The organism is Pseudomonas sp. 05N433, from assembly GCF_056396925.1.
In genome coordinates, this window is record NZ_JBFTML010000017.1 from 64,461 (window position 1) to 83,564 (window position 19,104).

At 61.4% G+C, this 19,104-nt stretch carries 17 protein-coding genes and 2 riboswitches; of the genes, 12 read left to right on the forward strand and 5 right to left on the reverse strand.

The window, feature by feature from the left end:
* Positions 1–89 precede the first annotated feature (89 nt).
* On the forward strand, positions 90–2,375 hold the full coding sequence (locus AC1DIS_RS11690) for a fatty acid cis/trans isomerase (protein WP_477743948.1): 2,286 nt from the start codon (positions 90–92) through the stop codon (positions 2,373–2,375).
* Between the two features lie 106 nt (positions 2,376–2,481).
* Complete coding sequence (gene nfuA, locus AC1DIS_RS11695) at positions 2,482–3,066, forward strand: Fe-S biogenesis protein NfuA (protein WP_007946504.1); 585 nt, start codon at positions 2,482–2,484, stop codon at positions 3,064–3,066.
* Positions 3,067–3,270: 204 nt separating this feature from the next.
* Here the strand turns inward: nfuA and cobM are convergent, their stop codons facing one another.
* The 4 genes from cobM to AC1DIS_RS11715 all read right to left on the reverse strand — a co-directional run bounded on the left by cobM (position 3,271) and on the right by AC1DIS_RS11715 (position 5,429).
* Positions 3,271–4,017: a precorrin-4 C(11)-methyltransferase gene (gene cobM, locus AC1DIS_RS11700; protein ID WP_477743949.1), complete on the reverse strand. Its 747-nt coding sequence runs from the start codon at positions 4,015–4,017 to the stop codon at positions 3,271–3,273.
* A gap of 82 nt (positions 4,018–4,099) precedes the next feature.
* Positions 4,100–4,513, reverse strand: a complete 414-nt coding sequence (locus AC1DIS_RS11705) for a cobalamin biosynthesis protein (RefSeq protein WP_064617086.1) — start codon at positions 4,511–4,513, stop codon at positions 4,100–4,102.
* Positions 4,510–5,214 carry a CbtA family protein gene (locus AC1DIS_RS11710; protein WP_018927646.1) on the reverse strand — a complete coding sequence of 235 codons (705 nt, stop codon included), beginning with the start codon at positions 5,212–5,214 and terminating at the stop codon, positions 4,510–4,512. The genes AC1DIS_RS11705 and AC1DIS_RS11710 overlap by 4 nt, the downstream gene beginning before the upstream one ends.
* 11 nt (positions 5,215–5,225) lie before the next feature.
* Positions 5,226–5,429 carry a CbtB domain-containing protein gene (locus AC1DIS_RS11715; RefSeq protein ID WP_018927647.1) on the reverse strand — a complete coding sequence of 68 codons (204 nt, stop codon included), beginning with the start codon at positions 5,427–5,429 and terminating at the stop codon, positions 5,226–5,228.
* A 122-nt stretch (positions 5,430–5,551) separates the two neighbouring features.
* A riboswitch (cobalamin riboswitch) is annotated at positions 5,552–5,779 on the reverse strand.
* Between the two features lie 256 nt (positions 5,780–6,035).
* Positions 6,036–6,248: riboswitch (cobalamin riboswitch) on the forward strand.
* Positions 6,249–6,350: 102 nt separating this feature from the next.
* Here AC1DIS_RS11715 and cobW point away from each other — a divergent pair.
* From cobW to AC1DIS_RS11740, 5 genes are all read left to right on the forward strand, one after another.
* The gene (cobW, locus tag AC1DIS_RS11720) at positions 6,351–7,418 is read left to right on the forward strand and encodes a cobalamin biosynthesis protein CobW (protein WP_026286539.1); all 1,068 of its coding nucleotides are present in this window, start codon (positions 6,351–6,353) and stop codon (positions 7,416–7,418) included.
* A gap of 3 nt (positions 7,419–7,421) precedes the next feature.
* On the forward strand, positions 7,422–11,195 hold the full coding sequence (cobN, locus tag AC1DIS_RS11725; protein WP_192351058.1) for a cobaltochelatase subunit CobN: 3,774 nt from the start codon (positions 7,422–7,424) through the stop codon (positions 11,193–11,195).
* Between the two features lie 184 nt (positions 11,196–11,379).
* Positions 11,380–12,387 carry a magnesium chelatase ATPase subunit I gene (locus AC1DIS_RS11730; RefSeq protein WP_477743950.1) on the forward strand — a complete coding sequence of 336 codons (1,008 nt, stop codon included), beginning with the start codon at positions 11,380–11,382 and terminating at the stop codon, positions 12,385–12,387.
* 119 nt (positions 12,388–12,506) lie between these two features.
* Complete coding sequence (locus tag AC1DIS_RS11735; RefSeq protein WP_477743951.1) at positions 12,507–13,052, forward strand: vWA domain-containing protein; 546 nt, start codon at positions 12,507–12,509, stop codon at positions 13,050–13,052.
* Positions 13,053–13,128: 76 nt separating this feature from the next.
* Positions 13,129–14,775 (forward strand): phospholipase D-like domain-containing protein, encoded by a 1,647-nt coding sequence (locus AC1DIS_RS11740; RefSeq protein WP_138867275.1) that lies wholly within the window; start codon positions 13,129–13,131, stop codon positions 14,773–14,775.
* Between the two features lie 63 nt (positions 14,776–14,838).
* On the opposite strand, the gene AC1DIS_RS11745 is transcribed toward AC1DIS_RS11740, so the two are convergent.
* Positions 14,839–15,294, reverse strand: a complete 456-nt coding sequence (locus tag AC1DIS_RS11745) for a thioredoxin family protein (RefSeq protein WP_477743952.1) — start codon at positions 15,292–15,294, stop codon at positions 14,839–14,841.
* Positions 15,295–15,634: 340 nt separating this feature from the next.
* On the opposite strand from AC1DIS_RS11745, the gene AC1DIS_RS11750 reads away from it, so the two are divergent.
* Genes AC1DIS_RS11750 through AC1DIS_RS11770 form a run of 5 tightly spaced genes read left to right on the forward strand, consistent with a single transcriptional unit; the run spans position 15,635 to position 19,077 of the window.
* Complete coding sequence (locus AC1DIS_RS11750; protein WP_019578493.1) at positions 15,635–16,483, forward strand: transporter substrate-binding domain-containing protein; 849 nt, start codon at positions 15,635–15,637, stop codon at positions 16,481–16,483.
* A 52-nt stretch (positions 16,484–16,535) separates the two neighbouring features.
* Positions 16,536–17,198 carry an amino acid ABC transporter permease gene (locus AC1DIS_RS11755; protein WP_018927655.1) on the forward strand — a complete coding sequence of 221 codons (663 nt, stop codon included), beginning with the start codon at positions 16,536–16,538 and terminating at the stop codon, positions 17,196–17,198.
* A gap of 8 nt (positions 17,199–17,206) precedes the next feature.
* Positions 17,207–17,869 carry an amino acid ABC transporter permease gene (locus AC1DIS_RS11760; RefSeq protein ID WP_018927656.1) on the forward strand — a complete coding sequence of 221 codons (663 nt, stop codon included), beginning with the start codon at positions 17,207–17,209 and terminating at the stop codon, positions 17,867–17,869.
* Positions 17,866–18,657, forward strand: a complete 792-nt coding sequence (locus tag AC1DIS_RS11765) for an amino acid ABC transporter ATP-binding protein (protein ID WP_018927657.1) — start codon at positions 17,866–17,868, stop codon at positions 18,655–18,657. Before AC1DIS_RS11760 ends, AC1DIS_RS11765 begins: the two co-directional genes overlap by 4 nt.
* 30 nt (positions 18,658–18,687) lie before the next feature.
* Positions 18,688–19,077, forward strand: coding sequence for a RidA family protein (locus AC1DIS_RS11770; protein ID WP_019649173.1), 390 nt, complete (start codon positions 18,688–18,690; stop codon positions 19,075–19,077).
* Positions 19,078–19,104: the final 27 nt, after the last annotated feature.

A 19,104-nucleotide genomic window follows, 5' to 3' on the forward strand; every position in this document is an offset into this window, starting at 1 on the left:
TATGCCGGTTTTGCATGAATATCGTTCATGTTGGTGCGCGGGTCGGACCGGTAGAATCGCGGCGTTTTCTCATGATCAGGACCAGGGATATGTCGTATCGCGTCGTCACCAGCCTATTGATGCTGTTTTTAAGCGGGGGCGCCGCTGCGCAAGGTCCGGACATTTCCTACGTTCGCGACATTCAACCGATCTTCACCGAAAAGTGCGTGGCCTGCCATGCCTGCTACGACTCCGCCTGTCAGCTCAACCTGGGCAGTGGCGAAGGGGCGTCCCGAGGTGCGACGAAGGCGCCGGTCTATGACGGCGAACGGAGCAAGGCCGCCGCGCCGACCCGGTTGTTTTATGACGCCTTCGGCAAGCGTGCCTGGCAGCAAAAGGGCTTCTATTCAGTGCTCGACGCCCAAGGCAGCCAGGCGGCACTGATGGCGCGGATGCTTGAACTAGGCCATAGAACGCCGTTACAACCCAACGCCAAATTGCCGGAAGAGATCGTCCTGGGCCTGAACCGGGAAACGCTGTGCGCCATGCCGGCGGAGTTCGACGGTTACGCCAGCTCTCATCCGAAGGAGGGCATGCCGCTAGCGGTCACCGGTCTGACCGATCAGCAATACCAGACGCTGCAGCGCTGGCTGGCTTCCGGCGCGCCGATCGATCAGCAGGGCCTGGTGCCCAGCGCCAGGGAAGCCTTGGAAGTGGTGCAGTGGGAAAACCTGCTGAATGCGCCGGGCGCCCGGGAGAGCCTGGTCGGGCGCTGGCTGTTCGAGCACTGGTTCTTGGCCCATATCTATTTCAAGGACGGCGAGCCGGGGCATTTCTTTCAGTGGGTACGTTCGCGCACGCCGACGGGGCAGCCCATCGACCTGATCAACACCCGCCGTCCGAATGATGATCCGGGCACTCAGGTCTATTACCGTCTGTGGCCGGTGCAAGGCGTGATCGTGCACAAGACCCACATCACCTACCCGCTGAGCGCGGCGAAGATGGCGCGGATCAAGAGCCTGTTTTACAACGGTAACTGGCAGGTCAACGCGTTACCGGGCTACGGGCCGGAGCGGCGGGCCAATCCGTTTGCCACGTTCGAAGCGATCCCGGCCCAGGCGCGTTACCAGTTCATGCTCGATAACGCCGAATACTTCGTGCGTACCTTTATTCGCGGCCCGGTCTGCCGGGGCCAGATCGCCACCGACGTGATTCGCGACAACTTCTGGGCACTGTTCCAGGCCCCGGAACATGACCTTTACATCACCGACCCGAAATATCGTGGCAAGGCTACGCCGTTGCTGGCGATGCCGGGGCAGAACGATGACGTCGGCAGTGTCCTGAGCCTGTGGCACGACTACCGCAACAAACGCAACGAATATGAGGCCCTGCGCCGGGACAGCTATGCCGACTTGCCAGCGCCGAGCTGGTCGACCCTGTGGGCCGGTAATGACAATGCGTTGCTGAGTATCTTCCGGCATTTCGACAGCGCCTCGGTGACCAAGGGCTTGATCGGCGATGTGCCGCAGACGATGTGGCTGTTCGATTACCCGTTGCTGGAACGCACGTATTACCAGTTGGCGGTCAACTTCGATGTGTTCGGTAACGTGTCCCATCAGGCCCAGACCCGGCTGTACTTCGACCTGATCCGCAACGGCGCCGAGCAGAACTTCCTGCGCCTGATGCCGGCCAGCTCACGGGACGGCTATCTCGACGATTGGTACCAGAACAGCGGCAAGTTCAAGATGTGGCTGGATTACGAGGACATCGACAACGACAAGCCGACGGCGCTGACGCTGGACGAAAACGACCCGAAACGCGATTTCGCCTTGCAGCTGCTGTCCCGTTACGGCGAACTTAATGCCAGGCCCGATCCGATCAACCGCTGCGACGGCGCTTACTGCTCGCGGCCGAACATCGATCCGGCGTTGCAGAACGCCGAGCAAGCCTTGAGCCGCCTGACGTCGCGCCCGGCCGCCGGTTTGAAAGTCATCGATCAGTTGCCGGAGGCCACGATGTTGCGCATCGAGACCCCAAGCGGCAAGCGCGAGGTCTACAGCCTGCTGCGTAACCGCGCCCACAGCAACGTGGCGTTCCTGCTCGGGGAGTCGCTGCGTTATCAGCCGGGGCTCGACACGTTGACGATCTATCCGGGTGTTCTGAGCAGCTACCCGAACTTCATGTTCAACATTCCGGCCGGGCAGGTGCCGGCGTTTGTCGACGATATGGAAAATGCCAAAGACGCCGCGAGTTTCGAAAAAATCGTCGAACGCTGGGGCATTCGTCGCAGTCATCCGCAATTCTGGCAGTATTTCCATGATCTGAGCCGGTACATCCACGACACCGACCCAGTGGAAGAGGGCGTGCTGGACATGAATCGCTACGAGAATCTCTGAAATGCCTGCAACCCGGTGTGGGAGCCACAGTTCCCGACAAAAATACTAGGACTTTGTGCGGCGCGTCGATTGGCGTAAACTGCGTCCAAGCCTGCGAGGAGTTTCCATGACCGCTATTACCATTACCGACGCCGCCCATGATTACCTGGCCGATCTGCTCTCCAAGCAGAACACCCCGGGTATCGGCATCCGCGTCTTTATCACCCAGCCTGGCACCCAGTACGCCGAAACCTGCATTGCCTACTGCAAGCCGGGCGAAGAAAAACCTGAAGATACAGCGCTGGGGCTCAAAAGCTTCACCGCCTATATCGACTCGTTCAGCGAAGCGTTTCTGGACGATGCGGTAGTCGACTACGCCACCGACCGCATGGGCGGCCAACTGACCATCAAGGCGCCAAACGCCAAAGTCCCGATGGTCAACGCCGACAGCCCGGTCAACGAGCGCATCAACTACTACCTGCAAACCGAGATCAACCCGGGGCTGGCCAGCCACGGCGGTCAGGTCAGCCTGATCGATGTGGTCGAAGACGGCATCGCCGTGCTGAAGTTCGGCGGCGGTTGCCAGGGCTGCGGCCAGGCAGACGTCACCCTGAAGGAAGGCATCGAGCGCACCTTGCTCGAGCGCATTCCCGAGCTCAAGGGTGTACGTGACGTGACTGACCATACGCAGAAAGAAAACGCCTACTACTAAGGTGTTCGCTGCGACATAAAAAAACGGTGCCCGTGAGCACCGTTTTTTTATGGATGATCGATAACCTGTGGCGAGGGAGCTTGCTCCCGCTCGACTGCGAAGCAGTCGCAATCCAGCCGATGCATTTTCCCGTGATGAATGCGTTGGCTGATTTTGGGGCGCCAGCCCGGTCCAGCGGGAGCAAGCTCCCTCGCCACAAGTGCTTCAGGGTCTGTATAGGTGCGCATGCCCCGCGCGATACAGCGACGATTCACTGAAGTGATCGCTGCCCAGCACTCGACCCACCAGAATCAGCGCCGTTCGGCGAAAGCCCTTGGCTTGTACCTTCTGCGCAATGTCTTCAAGCGTTCCCACCACCCAATCCTGATCCGGCCAGGTCGCCCGGTGAATTACCGCGATCGGGCAGTCGGCGCCGTAGTGCGGCAGCAATTCGGCAAGGATCTTCTCTAGATGATTGACCCCCAGGTGGATCGCCATGGTCGCCCCGTGTTGCGCCAGGCTGCCCAGTTCTTCGCCAGCGGGCATGGCGGTCTTGTCGGCGTAACGGGTCAGAATCACGCTCTGTGACACGTCCGGCAGGGTCAGTTCGGCCCCCAAAAGGGCCGCGCAGGCGGCGGTGGCGGTGACGCCTGGAATGATTTCGAAAGGGATGTCGAGTTCACGCAAGTAGCGAATCTGCTCGCCGATCGCGCCGTACAGACTCGGGTCGCCGGAGTGCACCCGGGCCACGTCCTGGCCCTTGGCATGGGCGGTCTTGATCAGCTCGACGATCTGTTCCAGGTGCAGTTCGGCGCTGTTGACCACCTGTTCGGCCCGGTGGCCTTCCAGCACGGCGGCGGGGACCAGGGAGCCGGCATAGATGATGACCGGGCAGCTACGAATCAGCCGCTGGCCTTTGACGGTGATCAGTTCCGGGTCGCCGGGGCCGGCGCCAATGAAGTAGACGGTCATCGTCGTTTCCTGTCAGAAATAGGGCCTGGGCATGCTTCAGATGAAGAATGCTCATGATCGAAGGCGGGGATTATCGGGGATTTTACGCGGCGCTGGCCAATGCCAAGGTGGCCTGGGCGTATTTTTGTCGTGGAATCAGCAACTTTGCCGGTGCCTGGGCCAATTGTTCGGCCAGGGCCAACGCAGCGCTTTCCGCCACGCCGTAGCAACCGGTGCGTTCAAACGCGATGTCCGAGTGGTGGCTCAGTTGTGCTTGATAGGTCGCCAATTGTTCGCTGCTGAAGTACATCAGCGGCAATGCCAGCTGTTCGGCCAGTTCGATCAGGCCAGGTTCATCGCGCTTGAGGTCGATGCTGGCCAGGGCCTTGATCTCACGAAGCTCGATTTGATGGGCCTGTAACGCCTGATCGAGCAGCGCCCGCAGCGTGCTGACGGGGCAGCCGCGCTGGCAGCCCAGGCCGACCACCAGGGTCGGCACTGTGCCGTTTTCAGTCATGCGCTGTAATGGCCATCGCTTTTGCGGCGGAACAACCAGGCGCTGATCAGGCCCAGGGCCAGCCAGAACGCCACGTTGGTCAACTGCGAAGCGATTTTGAATTGCGCTTCCAGGGCTTCCGGCGCCAGCATCGAATGGACTTCCGGTTGTGGTGCGCCAATCACATGCGGCACGGCCAGGATCGCCACGCCGAGCGCTTTCATCAGCCAGTGACGGCTGAACACGATCAACGCGATGCCGACGGCCGTGGACGCGGCAGTGCCGATCCACCAGATTTGCCGTTGCGCCAGATCAGCCGCGGCAGTGCCCGGCAGCTCAGGCGGCAGGCCGAGAGTCGGAGCCAGCACGAACGTCGCATAACCGGCCAGGCCCCAGAGCAGGCCCTGAGAGGTTTTGGTCGGTGCGCGCAGGGTGTAAAGACCGGCGAGCATCAGGGCGAAACCGACGGCTACCACCAGGTTGCCGCCGGTAGTGGACAGCACGCGCTGCCAGCCGTCTTCCGGTTCCCAGGCTTCGGCATCGTGGGTATGAGCGACTGCGCCCGCGGCGTGCTCGTGGATTTCAACAGCAGCCGGCTCGGATTTTTCGTAGGTCTCGGCCTGCAAAATCAGCGGGGAGACCCAGAAGCTTTGCAGCAGGGTCAATAGCAGGGCGGCCAGCAGCCCGGTGAAACCTGCGGTTTGCGCAATACGCTTGATCATCTCAGCAGGTCTCAATGGCACGGAAAGGCGGAGCTGTGACGGGTATCGTGCGCGGCGTTGTGCACCGCTTCGATGTGCGAGAAACCGGCGAAATACACAAGGCTGGCGCCAAGGATCGACGCACACACGGCGGCGGTCAGGCGTTGAGTCAGGGTCGTGGTGGTGCTGGCGATGCTCTTGTCGGTGTTGCTGGCGGTGCTGCTGATGATCGTCATGGCGCTTCCCTCTGGTCTGTCAGCGGGTGAATAGAGCGCATGAAAATCTCCGCACGCCAAGGGCTCGCAGAGATTTCGAACAGCGCCCGCCCACCGCGGGTTTGTTATTCAGTGAACGTAAAAGTCACTTTGTGTTGCGGGCCGGTCTCCGGGCTCGCGAGGGGCTGGGCTTGCGCCTGGACCTGCAAGCATCACCTTCCCATGCCATATGACCGGCACAGTGGATCTGACGCTTCACTCGCTTACCGTTGCGGGGGCAGCACCGGACTGACATGGCTTTAGAGTAAAGCACATGATTCACCGGTTTCCCGTTTCACCCTGTGAAGGGCACCCGTAACAAGGCGTGTAGGAGAGCATGGGCGAGGGCGGGGAGTCAATTGGCAGGGGTTCTCACTAACACCCAATATCTGTGGCGAGGGGGCTTGCTCCCGCTCGAGCGCATAGCGGTCTCATCGGATTCATGCGGTCTGTCTGTAAGATTTGCAGTGCATGGTTTCACGACTGCTTCGCAGCCGAACGGGAGCAAGCTCCCTCGCCACAGGCAAGCCCCCTCGCCACAGGTGATCGCATTCGCCGACAAGACATTGACCCGCCCCCACACGATGCGTAGCCTTGCGCTTTCGAGGTTCTTCGGCGTCTGTCGAAGCTAAGAAGGGAACGCGGTCGATGCCGCGGCTGCCCCCGCAACTGTGAACGGTGATGTTCGCTGCCACGCCACTGCAAACCCTGTGCAACGGGTTCGCGGGAAGGCGCAGCGAATGCCGGGCCAACGCCCGGCGCACCGTCAGCCAGGAGACCTGCCTCGACACAGATTCTCACTTTCAACCGGGCGGGGTGATCCGGTGGCGAACTCTTCAGGCACGCGCGCCCGCGTTGCCGGTTGTCGTCCCGTATGCCCGCCACCTTGCCAAAGGGCATCCGATGAAAACACTGGCCAAACTCCCCGTCACCATCGTTACCGGCTTCCTCGGTTCGGGCAAAACCACCTTGCTGCGGCACATGCTCGACAACGCCCAGGGCCGTCGCATCGCGGTGATCGTCAACGAGTTCGGCGAGCTGGGCATCGACGGCGAGATCCTCAAGCAGTGCTCAATCGGCTGCACCGAAGAAGAGGCCAGCGGCCGCGTCTACGAGTTGGCCAACGGCTGCCTGTGCTGCACCGTTCAGGAAGAATTCTTCCCGGTGATGCGCGAGTTGGTTGCTCGCCGCGGCGACCTCGACCACATCCTCATCGAAACCTCGGGCCTGGCCCTGCCAAAGCCTTTGGTTCAAGCCTTCCAGTGGCCGGAAATCCGCAGCGCCTGCACCGTTGACGCGGTGATCACCGTGGTCGACAGCCCGGCCGTCGCTGCCGGCACTTTCGCTGCATTCCCGGATCAAGTGGACGCCCAGCGCAAACTCGACCCGAACCTGGACCACGAATCGCCGCTGCACGAACTGTTCGCCGACCAACTGGCCAGCGCCGACCTGGTGATTCTCAACAAGGCCGACCTGATCAGCGCCGCAGACCTGGCCCGCGTGCGCCTGGAAGTCGCCGAAGAGCTGCCACCGGCGGTGAAAGTCATCGAAGCCAGCAGCGGTCGCTTGCCACTGGACGTGCTGATCGGCCTCGGTGCCGGTTCCGAAGAACACATCGACAGCCGTCACAGCCATCACGATCATCACCATGAAGGTGAAGACGACCACGATCACGACCATGACGCGTTCGACTCGATCTCGATCGAGCTGCCACAAGCCGACGAAAGCCTGCTGATGGACGCGCTGACGCAACTGGTGGTGCAGCACGGTATTCTGCGGGTCAAGGGTTTCGCGGCGGTGCCGAACAAGCCGATGCGCCTGCTGATTCAGGGCGTGGGCACGCGTTTCGACAAGCACTTTGACCGTCAGTGGGGCGCCGAGGAAGCGCGCACCACCCGTCTGGTGTTGATCGGTCAGGCGCTGGACGCCGTTCAACTCGAAGCGCAATTGCGCGCTGCGCTCAGCGTTTAACCCATGCACCTGCTCAGGACCCAGCCCGGCGGTTTCGTGTCGGATGACAACATTGCCGACCTTGGACAAACCCCCGCCGAGCTGGTGATCCTGTGCAGCGGCGATTCCAGTCTGGCGTTGCTCGCCGAGGCGGCGCAGCAGCTGCCCGACGATTACCCGAGCCTGCGCCTGGCCAACCCGATGCAGGTGCAGAATCACGCCTCGGTCGATCTTTATGTCGACGAAGTGCTGCGCCACGCCAAGGTGATTCTGATCTCGCTGCACGGCGGCATCGCCTATTGGCGTTACGGCATCGAGCGTCTGGTGGAATTGTCCCAGCGCGGTGTGCAGTTGATTCTGGTGCCGGGTGACGATCGCCCGGACCCGGAACTCAGCGATCTGAGCACCGTGGCCCCCGAAGACCGCGACCGGCTCTGGCACTTCCTGCGTCAGGGCGGCATGGCCAATGCGCTCGACCTGTTTCGCTGCCTTGCCAGTCGTTGGCTGGGTCGTGATTATCCATGGTCCGAGCCGCAAACCCTGCCACGCACCGCGATCTACCACCCGCAAAAAAGCCCCGCGCACCTTCAGGATTGGCAAGCCGATTGGCAAGCCGATCAGCCGGTGGCGGCGGTGCTGTTTTACCGCTCGCACTTGCAGGCGGCGAACACCGGTTTCATCGATATTTTCTGCCAGCGTTTGCAGGCGGCAGGGCTCAACCCGTTGCCGATTGCGCTGGCCAGTCTGAAAGAGCCCGGCTGCCTGGCGGTGGTCGAGGACTGGCTGGATGAAGTTGAGGCGGGGGTGATTCTGAACACCACCGGTTTCGCCCAGTCCAGCCCTGAAGCGCCGCACCTGCGGCCGTTTCGTCGCAACATCCCGGTGATCCAGGCGATCTGCGCCCAGGACAACGAGCCCGGCTGGCTTGCCAGCGAGCAAGGCCTCGGTCCCCGTGACTTGGCGATGCACATCGCGCTGCCGGAGCTGGACGGGCGAATCATCAGTCGGCCGATCAGCTTCAAGGATCTGGCGTGGCGCAGCGAGCGCAGTCAGTCCGATGTGGTTTGCTATCGACCACAACCGGAACGCATGGATTTTGTCGCTGAACTGGCGCGGCGCTGGATCGATCTGGCGCGGCTGCCCAACAGCGAAAAACGCATCGCCCTGATCCTCGCCAACTACCCGACTCGCGATGGACGCATCGGTAATGGCGTCGGTCTCGACACCCCGGCCGCGGCGCTGAACATCCTGCGTGCCCTGTACGCCGAAGGTTATCCGTTGCCGGCCGAGTTGCCGGACAGCGGCACCGCGCTGATCCAGCAACTGCTTGGTGGTGTCAGCAATGATCTGGACACTATCGATCAACGTCCGTGCCAGCAAAGCCTGGCGCTGGATGATTACTTTTTGATGTTCAACGCACTGCCCGAAGCCAATCGCGAGGCGGTGCTGCAACGTTGGGGCACGCCCGAAAGCGATCCGATGTTCCGTGGCGGGCGAATGATGATTGCCGGGTTGCGCTTCGGCCTGACCTTCGTCGGCATTCAACCGGCGCGGGGTTATCAGGTTGACCCGAGCGCGGTCTATCACGACCCGGACCTGGTGCCGCCCCACGGTTATCTGGCGTTCTACTTCTGGTTGCGCAACACCTACGGCGCCCACGGCGTGATCCATGTCGGCAAGCACGGTAACCTCGAATGGCTGCCGGGCAAGGGCGTCGGGTTATCTGAAAACTGCTGGCCCGACGCGCTGCTCGGACCGCTGCCGAACATCTATCCGTTCATCGTCAACGACCCGGGCGAGGGTGCCCAAGCCAAGCGCCGCACGCAAGCGGTGATCATCGATCACCTGATGCCACCGCTGACCCGCGCCGAAACCTACGGCCCGCTGCGCAACCTTGAGTTGTTGGCTGACGAATATTACGAAGCGCAGTTGCTCGATCCGCGCCGCGCCCGGGAACTGCAACGCGACATTCTGCAACTGGTGCGCGACACGCACATTGATCGCGAACTGCAGCTGGACGAGAAGCTCGACAGCGATGCCGACGCGGCGATCTGGTTGCCGCGCCTGGACACTTACCTGTGTGACTTGAAGGAATCGCAGATCCGCGATGGCCTGCACGTGTTTGGCGAGTCGCCGACCGGGCGATTGCGCATCGACACTTTATTGGCCTTGCTGCGCATTCCTCGCGGTGACGGTCGTGGCGCGCAATCGAGCGTGCTGCGGGCGCTGGCCAAGGCGTTCGAATTGGGCTTCGATCCACTGGATTGCGTGTTGGCTGATCCTTGGAACGGTCCTCGGCCGGATGCCTTGCAGGCGGTCAGTGATGAGCTGTGGCGCACGGCGGGGGATACCCGTGAGCGTCTGGAACTGTTCGCCGCGCAGTTGATCGAGCAAGCCTTGAGCGCTGAAATTGCTCCGTTGAACCAGCCAGGCTGGTCCGACGTGAGCGCGATCATCGACAGTTTGCGCGAGGTCGTCGCCCCGCGCCTGGACGCCTGCGGCCCGGCGGAAATGCGCGGCCTGCTGGACGCCCTCAGCGGGCGATTCGTCCCGGCCGGGCCGAGTGGTGCGCCCAGCCGTGGACGGCTGGACGTGTTGCCCACCGGGCGCAATTTCTATTCGGTGGACGTGCGCAACCTGCCGACCACCACGGCGTGGCGCATCGGTTTTCAATCCGCGAACCTGATTCTTGAACGGCACTTGCAGGATCATGGCGATCACTTGCGCCAGCTCGGCCTGTCGGTCTGGGGCACCGCGACCATGCGCACCGGCGGCGATGACATTGCCCAGGCCATGGCCTTGATGGGTGTGCGGCCGGTGTGGGCGACGGGCAGTCAGCGGGTCGACGACTTCGAGATTCTGCCGTTGAGCCTGCTGGACCGGCCGCGGGTGGACGTGACCTTGCGCGTCTCCGGATTCTTCCGCGATGCTTTTGCCAACCTGATCCGGCTGTTCGACGCCGCCGTGCAAGCGGTCGCCGCGCTGGATGAACCGGACGATCTCAACCCGTTGGCAGCCAAGGTTCGTGCCGAGCGCGAAGCGCTGCTGACGTCCGGTCTGGATGAAGAAGCGGCCAGGCGACAGGCCGGCTGGCGGATCTTCGGGGCCAAACCGGGTGCTTACGGTGCCGGCGTGCAAGGTGCCATCGACGGTCGTTTGTGGCAGAGCCGCGAAGACCTGGCCGAGGTTTACCTGAACTGGGGCGGCTACGCTTACGGCGGCTCCGATGAAGGCACCGCCGCACGCGAGCAGTTCGCCCAGCGTCTGAGCCAGGTGCAGGCCGTGCTGCAAAATCAGGACAACCGCGAGCACGACTTGCTCGATTCCAACGACTATTACCAGTTCCAGGGCGGCATGCTGGCGGCCGTCGAAAGCCTCGGCGGCGCAGCGGCGGCGAGTTATCACGGCGACCACAGTCAGCCGGACTTGCCGAAGATCCGCACATTGAAGGAAGAGCTGAACCGGGTGATCCGTTCCCGGGCGGCCAATCCGAAATGGATCGACGGGATCAAGCGTCATGGCTATAAAGGCGCGTTCGAACTGGCGGCGACGGTCGATAACCTGTTTGCGTTCGACGCCACCACGCAGTTGATCGACGATCACCAGTATGCGTTGCTGGCGGACGCCTATTTGCTTGATCCGGCGACCCGGGAGTTTGTTCGCGAACACAATCCCCACGCCTTGCGCGACATGACCGAGCGCCTGCTCGAAGCGCAGCAACGGGGGATGTGGCAGGAGCCGGGTGAATACCGCGAGGCGCTGGAGAATTTGTTGCTGGACATAGAAGAAGACAGTTAGCCGGTGAGCAAAGGAAATTTGTGGCGAGGGAGCTTGCTCCCGTTGGGCTGCGCAGCAGCCCCAAAACAAAAAACCAGGCTCTGTCAGGCACACCGCATTTTCAGGTTTTACGACTGCTACGCAGCCGAGCGGGAGCAAGCTCCCTCGCCACAGAGTAATCACCGACCATGACCGAGATTTGAACATGACCGACACCCCCCATTTCCCGCTCTCCGCCGTGGTCGGCGCCGATGACTTGAAGCTCGCCCTGTACCTGACCGCCATCGACCCGAAAATCGGAGGCGTGCTGATCGAAGGCCCGCGCGGCATGGCCAAGTCGACCCTGGCCCGAGGCCTGGCGGACCTGCTGGCCAGCGGTCAATTCGTTACCTTGCCCCTGGGCGCCACCGAAGAACGGCTGGTCGGCACCCTCGATCTCGACGCGGCCTTGAGCGAAGGGCGCGCACAGTTTTCTCCGGGTGTATTGGCCAAGGCCGACGGCGGTGTGCTCTACGTCGATGAAGTGAACTTGCTGCCCGACCATCTCGTGGACCTGCTGCTCGATGTGGCCGCCAGCGGCACCAACCTGATCGAGCGCGACGGGATTTCCCATCGGCATTCGGCGAAGTTTGTGCTGATCGGCACCATGAACCCGGAAGAGGGCGAACTGCGCCCGCAACTGCTCGACCGCTTTGGCCTGAACGTCGCCCTCAGTGGCCATACCGCACCCGCCGAGCGCGGCCAGATCATCCGTCGTCGACTGGATTTCGACAGCGATCCGCAAGGCTTCTGCGCCGAGTGGGAAAGTCAGCAACACGCCCTGCGCGAGCGTTGCCAGAAGGCGCGTGCGGCCCTGGCGAGCATCCCGCTCGACGATGCCGCACTGGCGCAGATCACCGAGCTCTGCTTTGCTGCCGGTGTCGACGGCTTGCGGGCCGATCTGGTCTGGCTGCGCGCGGCGCGGGCACATGCGGCCTGGCGCGGTGCGAACGCCATTGCCGAAGAGGATATCGACGCGGTCGCCGAATTTGCCTTGCGTCATCGTCGTCGGGAGCATTCGACCTCTGCGCCGCAAAACTCCCAAGCGCCACAGCAATCCCCTGCGCAAACCACCAACCCGAACGAAGGTCAGGGCCAGTGGGGCGAAATGCCCGCCCAGGCGCTGCCGGTCGGTGCTCGACGTGAAGTGCCGAGCTGGCCAAAAAAGCCCTAGGCATTCGCCCTCGATCAGACGCGGGGGCGAATGCCAGACCCCGCGCAGGCCGGCTGGATCACGGTAAACAGGGCAAGCGTCACGCCGCCCGTAGCGGATCGGTCAACTGGCCCGGCACCTTGCTCAATGGCCGACCGCGTCAACGCGATGACCTATTGTTCCATCTGCGGACCCGCACCCCGCATGAACTGTGGCTGGTGATCGTCGATGCCTCGACCTCGACCCGGCGCCATCAGGCGTTGAGCGATGCCAAGGGCTTGCTGGCACAACTGTTCGACGATGCCTATCGCCAGCGCGCACGCCTGGCTTTGCTGACCGCCAGCGGTCACTTGCCGAAGTGGCAGGTGCAGGGGTTGAAAGCTTCTGCGGGCTTACGCGATTGGCTCGAGGGATTGGGCGCCGGCGGCGGGACGCCGATGCTGGCGGCGCTGGGCGAGGCGGGGCACTGGCTGGTGGCACGGCAAAAGCGTTTTCCGGCCGAACAGCAGCGGCTGTTGCTAGTGACGGATGGACGGTTGAAGGAATGGTCGACATTGCCGGAGCTGGATTGTCCGGGGTTGCTGATCGACATCGAGCGCGGGCCGATTCGACTCGGGCGGGCAAAGGTGTTGGCAGCGCAGTTACAGGTTGATTATCGACATATCGATGAGCTGATTTCAGGTTGAGTTTTGTGCTGACAGTGCTGGCCCCATCGCATCGCTGCCCTATGCTCTGTAAACAAACCCATCACAGGAGTGACCCATGCGCGTTCTAGCCCGCAACGATCAGGACGATTTCCGCGTCAAAGCCTACGCCGGCACCAACGGTGTGCTGCTGGCCATCGACCTGGCCGAACCCCGCCGCAAAGGCCTGCTGGGGTTTGCCATCGAAAAACAGCAAGGTGACAAACCCTGGTTGTTTCTGTTCAACAGCCTGACCTTTCCCGGCAAGGATCATACGTTCCCCCAGTTTCACGCCACCCCCAGCGATGCCGCGCCTTTGCAGAAGTTTCGCTGGGCCGATTACGCAGTCAATCCGGGTGTGACGATCCATTATCGGGTTCACCTGGCCTATGGCACTGCCGATACGCCACAGTTGGGTGAAAGCCTGGAAGTGACGGTCACCACGGACAATGGCCTGCCCAAGGGGCAGAACGTGATATTCAACCGAGCAGTGGCTGCCAGTCAGGCGTTCCAGCGCAAATTCGCCGACCTCGATGCGCTGCTCAGCGTCAACAAGACACTGCCCATCGAAGAATGGCCCGATGCGCCGCGGCAATGGCTGGAAAATGGTCTGCTCGCACGCCTGCTCGGGTTTATCGAACGTGCCGTGGATGGCCAGTGGGCGCTGGACATCGCGATCTATGAATACCAGTTGCAGGCGATCGTCGATGCGGTGAACGCCGCCTTCGAGCGTGGCGTAAAGGTTCGGGTCCTGTACCACGCCCAACCCGGCGAAGACACCACGGCGCTGAACGAAGCCAGCCTGGAAAAAATCCCGGCGGCGAACAAACGCGGGCGAGTCACCCACAATATCTTTCACGACAAGTTCATGGTCCTGAGCCGGCTCGATGCCGCGGGGCAGCATCAGCCCGAAGCAGTACTCTGCGGCAGCACCAACTTCACTGCCAACGGCGTTTACCGTCAGGCCAATGTCGTGCATGTGCTGGACGACGCTCGGATCGGCGCCACTTACCTGCAAACCTTCGAGCAGGTCTGGGCCACACCGACGGACGTCGGCGCCACACGGGACTGGCTCACCGAACATAATCCGATGCAGCCTGACCAGCCGCTGTTCGCCGGTTTTTCACCGCGCTCGGGCGAGGGCGACTTGAGTGAGTTCATCAAGATCATCAACGCCGCCAAAAAAGACCTGCTGTTTGTCACCGCATTCACCTTGCCGGACAAAATACTCAACGCGCTGCTCGGCCAACCCCACGACGACATCTTGCGTTACGGCCTGCAAAACACGGTCAGCAACATCACCGGTTTCCATGCCGACCGCACCGCCGAGTTCGCCGCCACCGCGCTGCTCAACACCGGCCTTGAAGGCTGGCTCAAGGAAAACATGAAAGGCCAGAAGGGCAACCTGCTGGTGCACACCAAAGCCATCGTCGTCGATTTCACCAGCGATTCACCGACCATCATCAGCGGCAGCCACAACCTCAGTGACGCGGCCAGCAACGGCAATGACGAAAACTACCTGATCATCCGTGGCGACACCGACCTGGCCGATCGTTACGGGCTGGAACTGCTGCGCTTCTACGAACATTACCGGTTCCGCTACTTCGCAAAGAAACTGCAACTCAAGCAGGTCCGGCCGTTGGCGGCGGATGACAGCTGGACCGATGACTATTACCGCGAGGGCGACCTGCGGATGTTGTCGCGGCTGCGTTTTTCCGGACGATAAACACACCGGCGGGCACTTTTTGTAGCAGCTGCCGAGCAGCGCAAGGCTGCTGCTACAGGTCAGTTATCTGCCCATTGCATTACTCATCAAACGTGCATTCAACCGCTCCCGTGCCCGAGGCGCAGTGCATAAAGTGCTGAGGGTTCTCTGCAACCACGGCAAGTCGTGGCGGGGTTTGTGGGCAATCTGTTTGGGCCTGAGCTTGCCGATGTGCTTTTTGAAATGTTCTTCCAGGGTTTCCGGGGTGCCTATGCCCTTGAGCTTCGTCAGCAGCTTCCCCTCCTCGTAGAACAGCAAAGTGGGTGTGCCTTTGACTTCCGGATGCCGAGGGGACTTGCTCGTATCCAGCATATAGATGCACGCATGATCTTTGTACTTCTCGGCAATGGCCTGGAAAACCGGTCCGGCCCCTTCGCAGGCGGGACAGTGGTCGTTGCCGAAATACAGAATCACCGGGCGCCAAGTGTTGAGCGCTTTGCGGTAGGCCGGATCCAATGACTGGGTGGACATCGAACTCATTGAAATCTCCTTTTCAAAGACTATCGAAGGCCCTTTGACGTTAAAGGAGGCGAGCGGGTGGGTCTACTGTCAGAAATTACAGGTGTGCTCTGCTTCTTTTTGACCTGCAATGCACCGCAATGTGACTCAACCACACACAGCCTGTAGCCAACGGTAGCGTTCAGCCAGCTGTCTTTTCGTAACACTTTCTTCGCGCCTGTGCGCATCCATTTGATTCAAAACACTTTTCAAATCCTCCGAGATTCCGGCCACATCCTGTGGCACACTTTCTGCTGTCTATTCCGTTGTTACATACCTTGTTCCGGTATAACGGAATAAACACAGCCCTGGAGTGCTTGCCATGCATCGCCGACCTTCCTTGTTTAAAGCGTGTGTTTTCGTTCTCGCGGCTTCGGCCGCTGCCGTGGGTGTCGCTCAAGCGGCAGACAGCAAGCTCGACAGCGTGCTGGCCCGTGGGAAATTGATTGTGGGCACGGGCAGTACCAATGCGCCGTGGCACTTCCAGGGAGCGGACGGCAAGTTGCAGGGTTTTGATATCGATATCGCGCGGATGGTGGCCAAGGGGTTGTTCAACGACCCGAGCAAGGTCGAGTTCGTGGTGCAGTCGTCCGATGCGCGGATTCCGAATCTGCTGACCGACAAGGTCGACATGAGTTGCCAGTTCATCACCGTGACCGCCAGCCGCGCCCAACAGGTCGCGTTCACGCTGCCGTACTACCGCGAAGGTGTTGGTCTGTTGCTGCCGGCCAACAGCAAGTACAAGGAAATCGAGGACCTCAGGGCCGCCGCCGACGGTGTGACCGTGGCGGTACTGCAGAACGTGTACGCCGAAGAACTGGTGCATCAGGCGCTGCCCAAGGCCAAGGTCGATCAGTACGACAGCGTGGATCTGATGTATCAGGCGGTGAACTCCGGCCGTGCCGACGCGGCGGCCACCGATCAGTCGTCGGTGAAATACCTGATGGTGCAGAACCCAGGCCGTTATCGCAGCCCGACCTACGCCTGGAGCCCGCAGACCTACGCCTGTGCGGTCAAACGCGGCGATCAGGATTGGCTGAACTTCGTCAACACCGTGCTGCATGAAGGCATGACCGGCGTTGAATTCCCGACTTACGCGGCATCGTTCAAGCAGTGGTTCGGTGTCGACCTGCCTACACCTGCAATCGGTTTCCCAGTCGAATTCAAATGATCCCGTGAGAGCGGGGCGGTGATACATCGCCCCGCTCAAGGTACTGCTGACCATGAACTATCAGTTGAATTTTGCCGCCGTGTGGCGCGACTTCGACACCTTGCTGGCGGGGCTCGGTCTGGGTCTTGAGCTGGCGCTGGTGTCGATCGCCATCGGCTGCGTGATCGGCCTGCTGATGGCGTTTGCTTTGCTGTCGAAGCACCGCGCATTGCGGGGGCTGGCGTCGGTGTATGTGACGGTGATCCGTAATACGCCGATTCTGGTGTTGATTCTGTTGATCTACTTCGCGTTGCCGAGCCTGGGTATTCGCCTGGACAAGATCCCGTCGTTCATCATTACCCTGTCGCTGTATGCCGGGGCGTACCTGACTGAAGTGTTTCGTGGCGGGCTGTTGAGCATTCCCAAGGGACTACGTGAAGCCGGGTTGGCGATCGGCTTGGGCGAGTGGCAGGTCAAGGCGTACATCACCGTGCCGGTGATGCTGCGCAATGTGCTGCCGGCGCTGTCGAACAACTTCATTTCGCTGTTCAAGGACACCTCGCTGGCGGCGGCGATTGCCGTGCCGGAGCTGACCTATTACGCGCGCAAGATCAATGTCGAGAGCTACCGGGTGATCGAAACCTGGCTGGTGACCACAGCGCTCTATGTTGCGGCCTGTTACCTCATTGCCATGATGCTGCGTTACCTCGAACAGCGTCTGGCGATTCGCCGTTAGGAGGCCCCATGTACGAATCCCCCAGTTGGTTGCATGAGTTATGGGTGGCCCGGGATGTCCTGTGGCAGGGCTTCCTGACCAGTGTGCAGTGCTCGGGCCTGGCGATTTTGCTGGGCACGCTGGTCGGCATCGTCGCCGGCCTGGTACTCACTTACGGCACGTTCTGGATGCGCGCGCCGTTCCGGTTCTACGTCGACATCATTCGCGGCACGCCGGTGTTTGTATTGGTACTGGCCTGCTTCTACATGGCGCCGGCACTGGGCTGGCAAATCAGCGCCTTCGGGGCAGGCACTTTGGGCCTGACGCTGTTTTGCGGTTCCCATGTCGCCGAGATCGTGCGCGGTGCGTTGCAAGCGCTGCCCAGCGGTCAGATGGAAGCGAGCAAGGCCATCGGCCTGACGTTTTACCAGGCACTGGGTTATGTGTTGTTGCCCCAGGCGTTGCGGCAGATCTTGCCGACCTGGGTCAACTCGTCCACCGAGATCGTCAAGGCGTCGACCTTGTTGTCGGTGATCGGCGTCGCCGAGCTGCTGCTCAGCACTCAACAGATCATCGCCAGGACCTTCATGACCCTGGAGTTCTACCTGTTCGCCGGATTGCTGTTTTTCGTCATCAACTACGCCATCGAATTACTCGGCCGGCACATTGAAAAGCGGGTGGCCTTGCCATGACACAAGCTCAAGTTTCGACCCAGAATCAGGCGCTGCTGGACATCCGCGGCCTGCACAAACAATACGGCCCGCTCGAAGTGCTCAAGGGCGTCGACCTGACCATGCAGCGCGGCAATGTGGTCACGCTGATCGGCTCCAGCGGCTCGGGCAAGACCACGCTGCTGCGCTGCGTGAACATGCTCGAAGAGTTCCAGGGCGGGCAGATTCTGCTCGACGGTGAATCCATCGGCTATGACGAGGTCAACGGCAAGCGCGTGCGCCACCCGGAAAAAGTCATCGCCCGCCATCGCGCCATGACCGGCATGGCCTTCCAGCAATTCAATCTGTTCCCGCACCTCACCGCGTTGCAGAACGTCACCCTCGGGTTGCTCAAGGTGAAAAAACTGCACAAGGATGAAGCCGTGGCGCTGGCGGAGAAATGGCTGGAGCGGGTCGGCCTGCTGGAGCGCCGCGATCATTACCCCGGTCAGTTGTCCGGTGGTCAGCAACAGCGCGTGGCGATTGCCCGGGCGATTGCGATGAACCCGAGTTTGATGCTGTTCGATGAAGTCACCTCGGCCCTCGATCCGGAACTGGTGGGCGAAGTGCTGAACGTGATCAAGGGCCTGGCCGAGGATGGCATGACCATGCTGCTGGTGACCCACGAAATGCGTTTTGCCTTCGAGGTCTCGGACAAGATCGTGTTCATGAATCAGGGGCGGATCGAAGAGCAGGGGCCGCCCAAGGAACTGTTCGAGCGCCCGCAGTCGCCGCGACTGGCGGAATTTCTCAAGAGCACCCGCTTTTAAGCCTTCACTTTTTAATCAGGAGAAACACCCATGAGCATTACTCGTTACGGCACCGGCAGCACCGCCGGTGGCGGCCAGCCCCGTCCTTTTGCCCGCGCCGTCGAAGCCGATGGCTGGCTGCACGTGTCCGGCCAAGTGCCGGCGGTGGATGGTGAAATCATCGTGGGCGGGATTGTCGAGCAGACTCACCAGACCATGAAAAACCTGATCGCGATTCTGCAAGAGGCCGGTTACGGGCTCGAAGACGTGGTGCGCACGGGCGTGTGGCTGGAAGACCCGCGGGACTTCTGGAGTTTCAACAAGGTGTTTTCCGAGTACTTCAAAAGCGAACACGCCCCAGCCCGGGCCTGCGTGCAGGCGAACATGATGGTCGATTGCAAGGTCGAGATTGATTGCATCGCGTACAAGAAAAAGGCCTGAACCGCAGTGAATTCTTCGCGGGCAAGC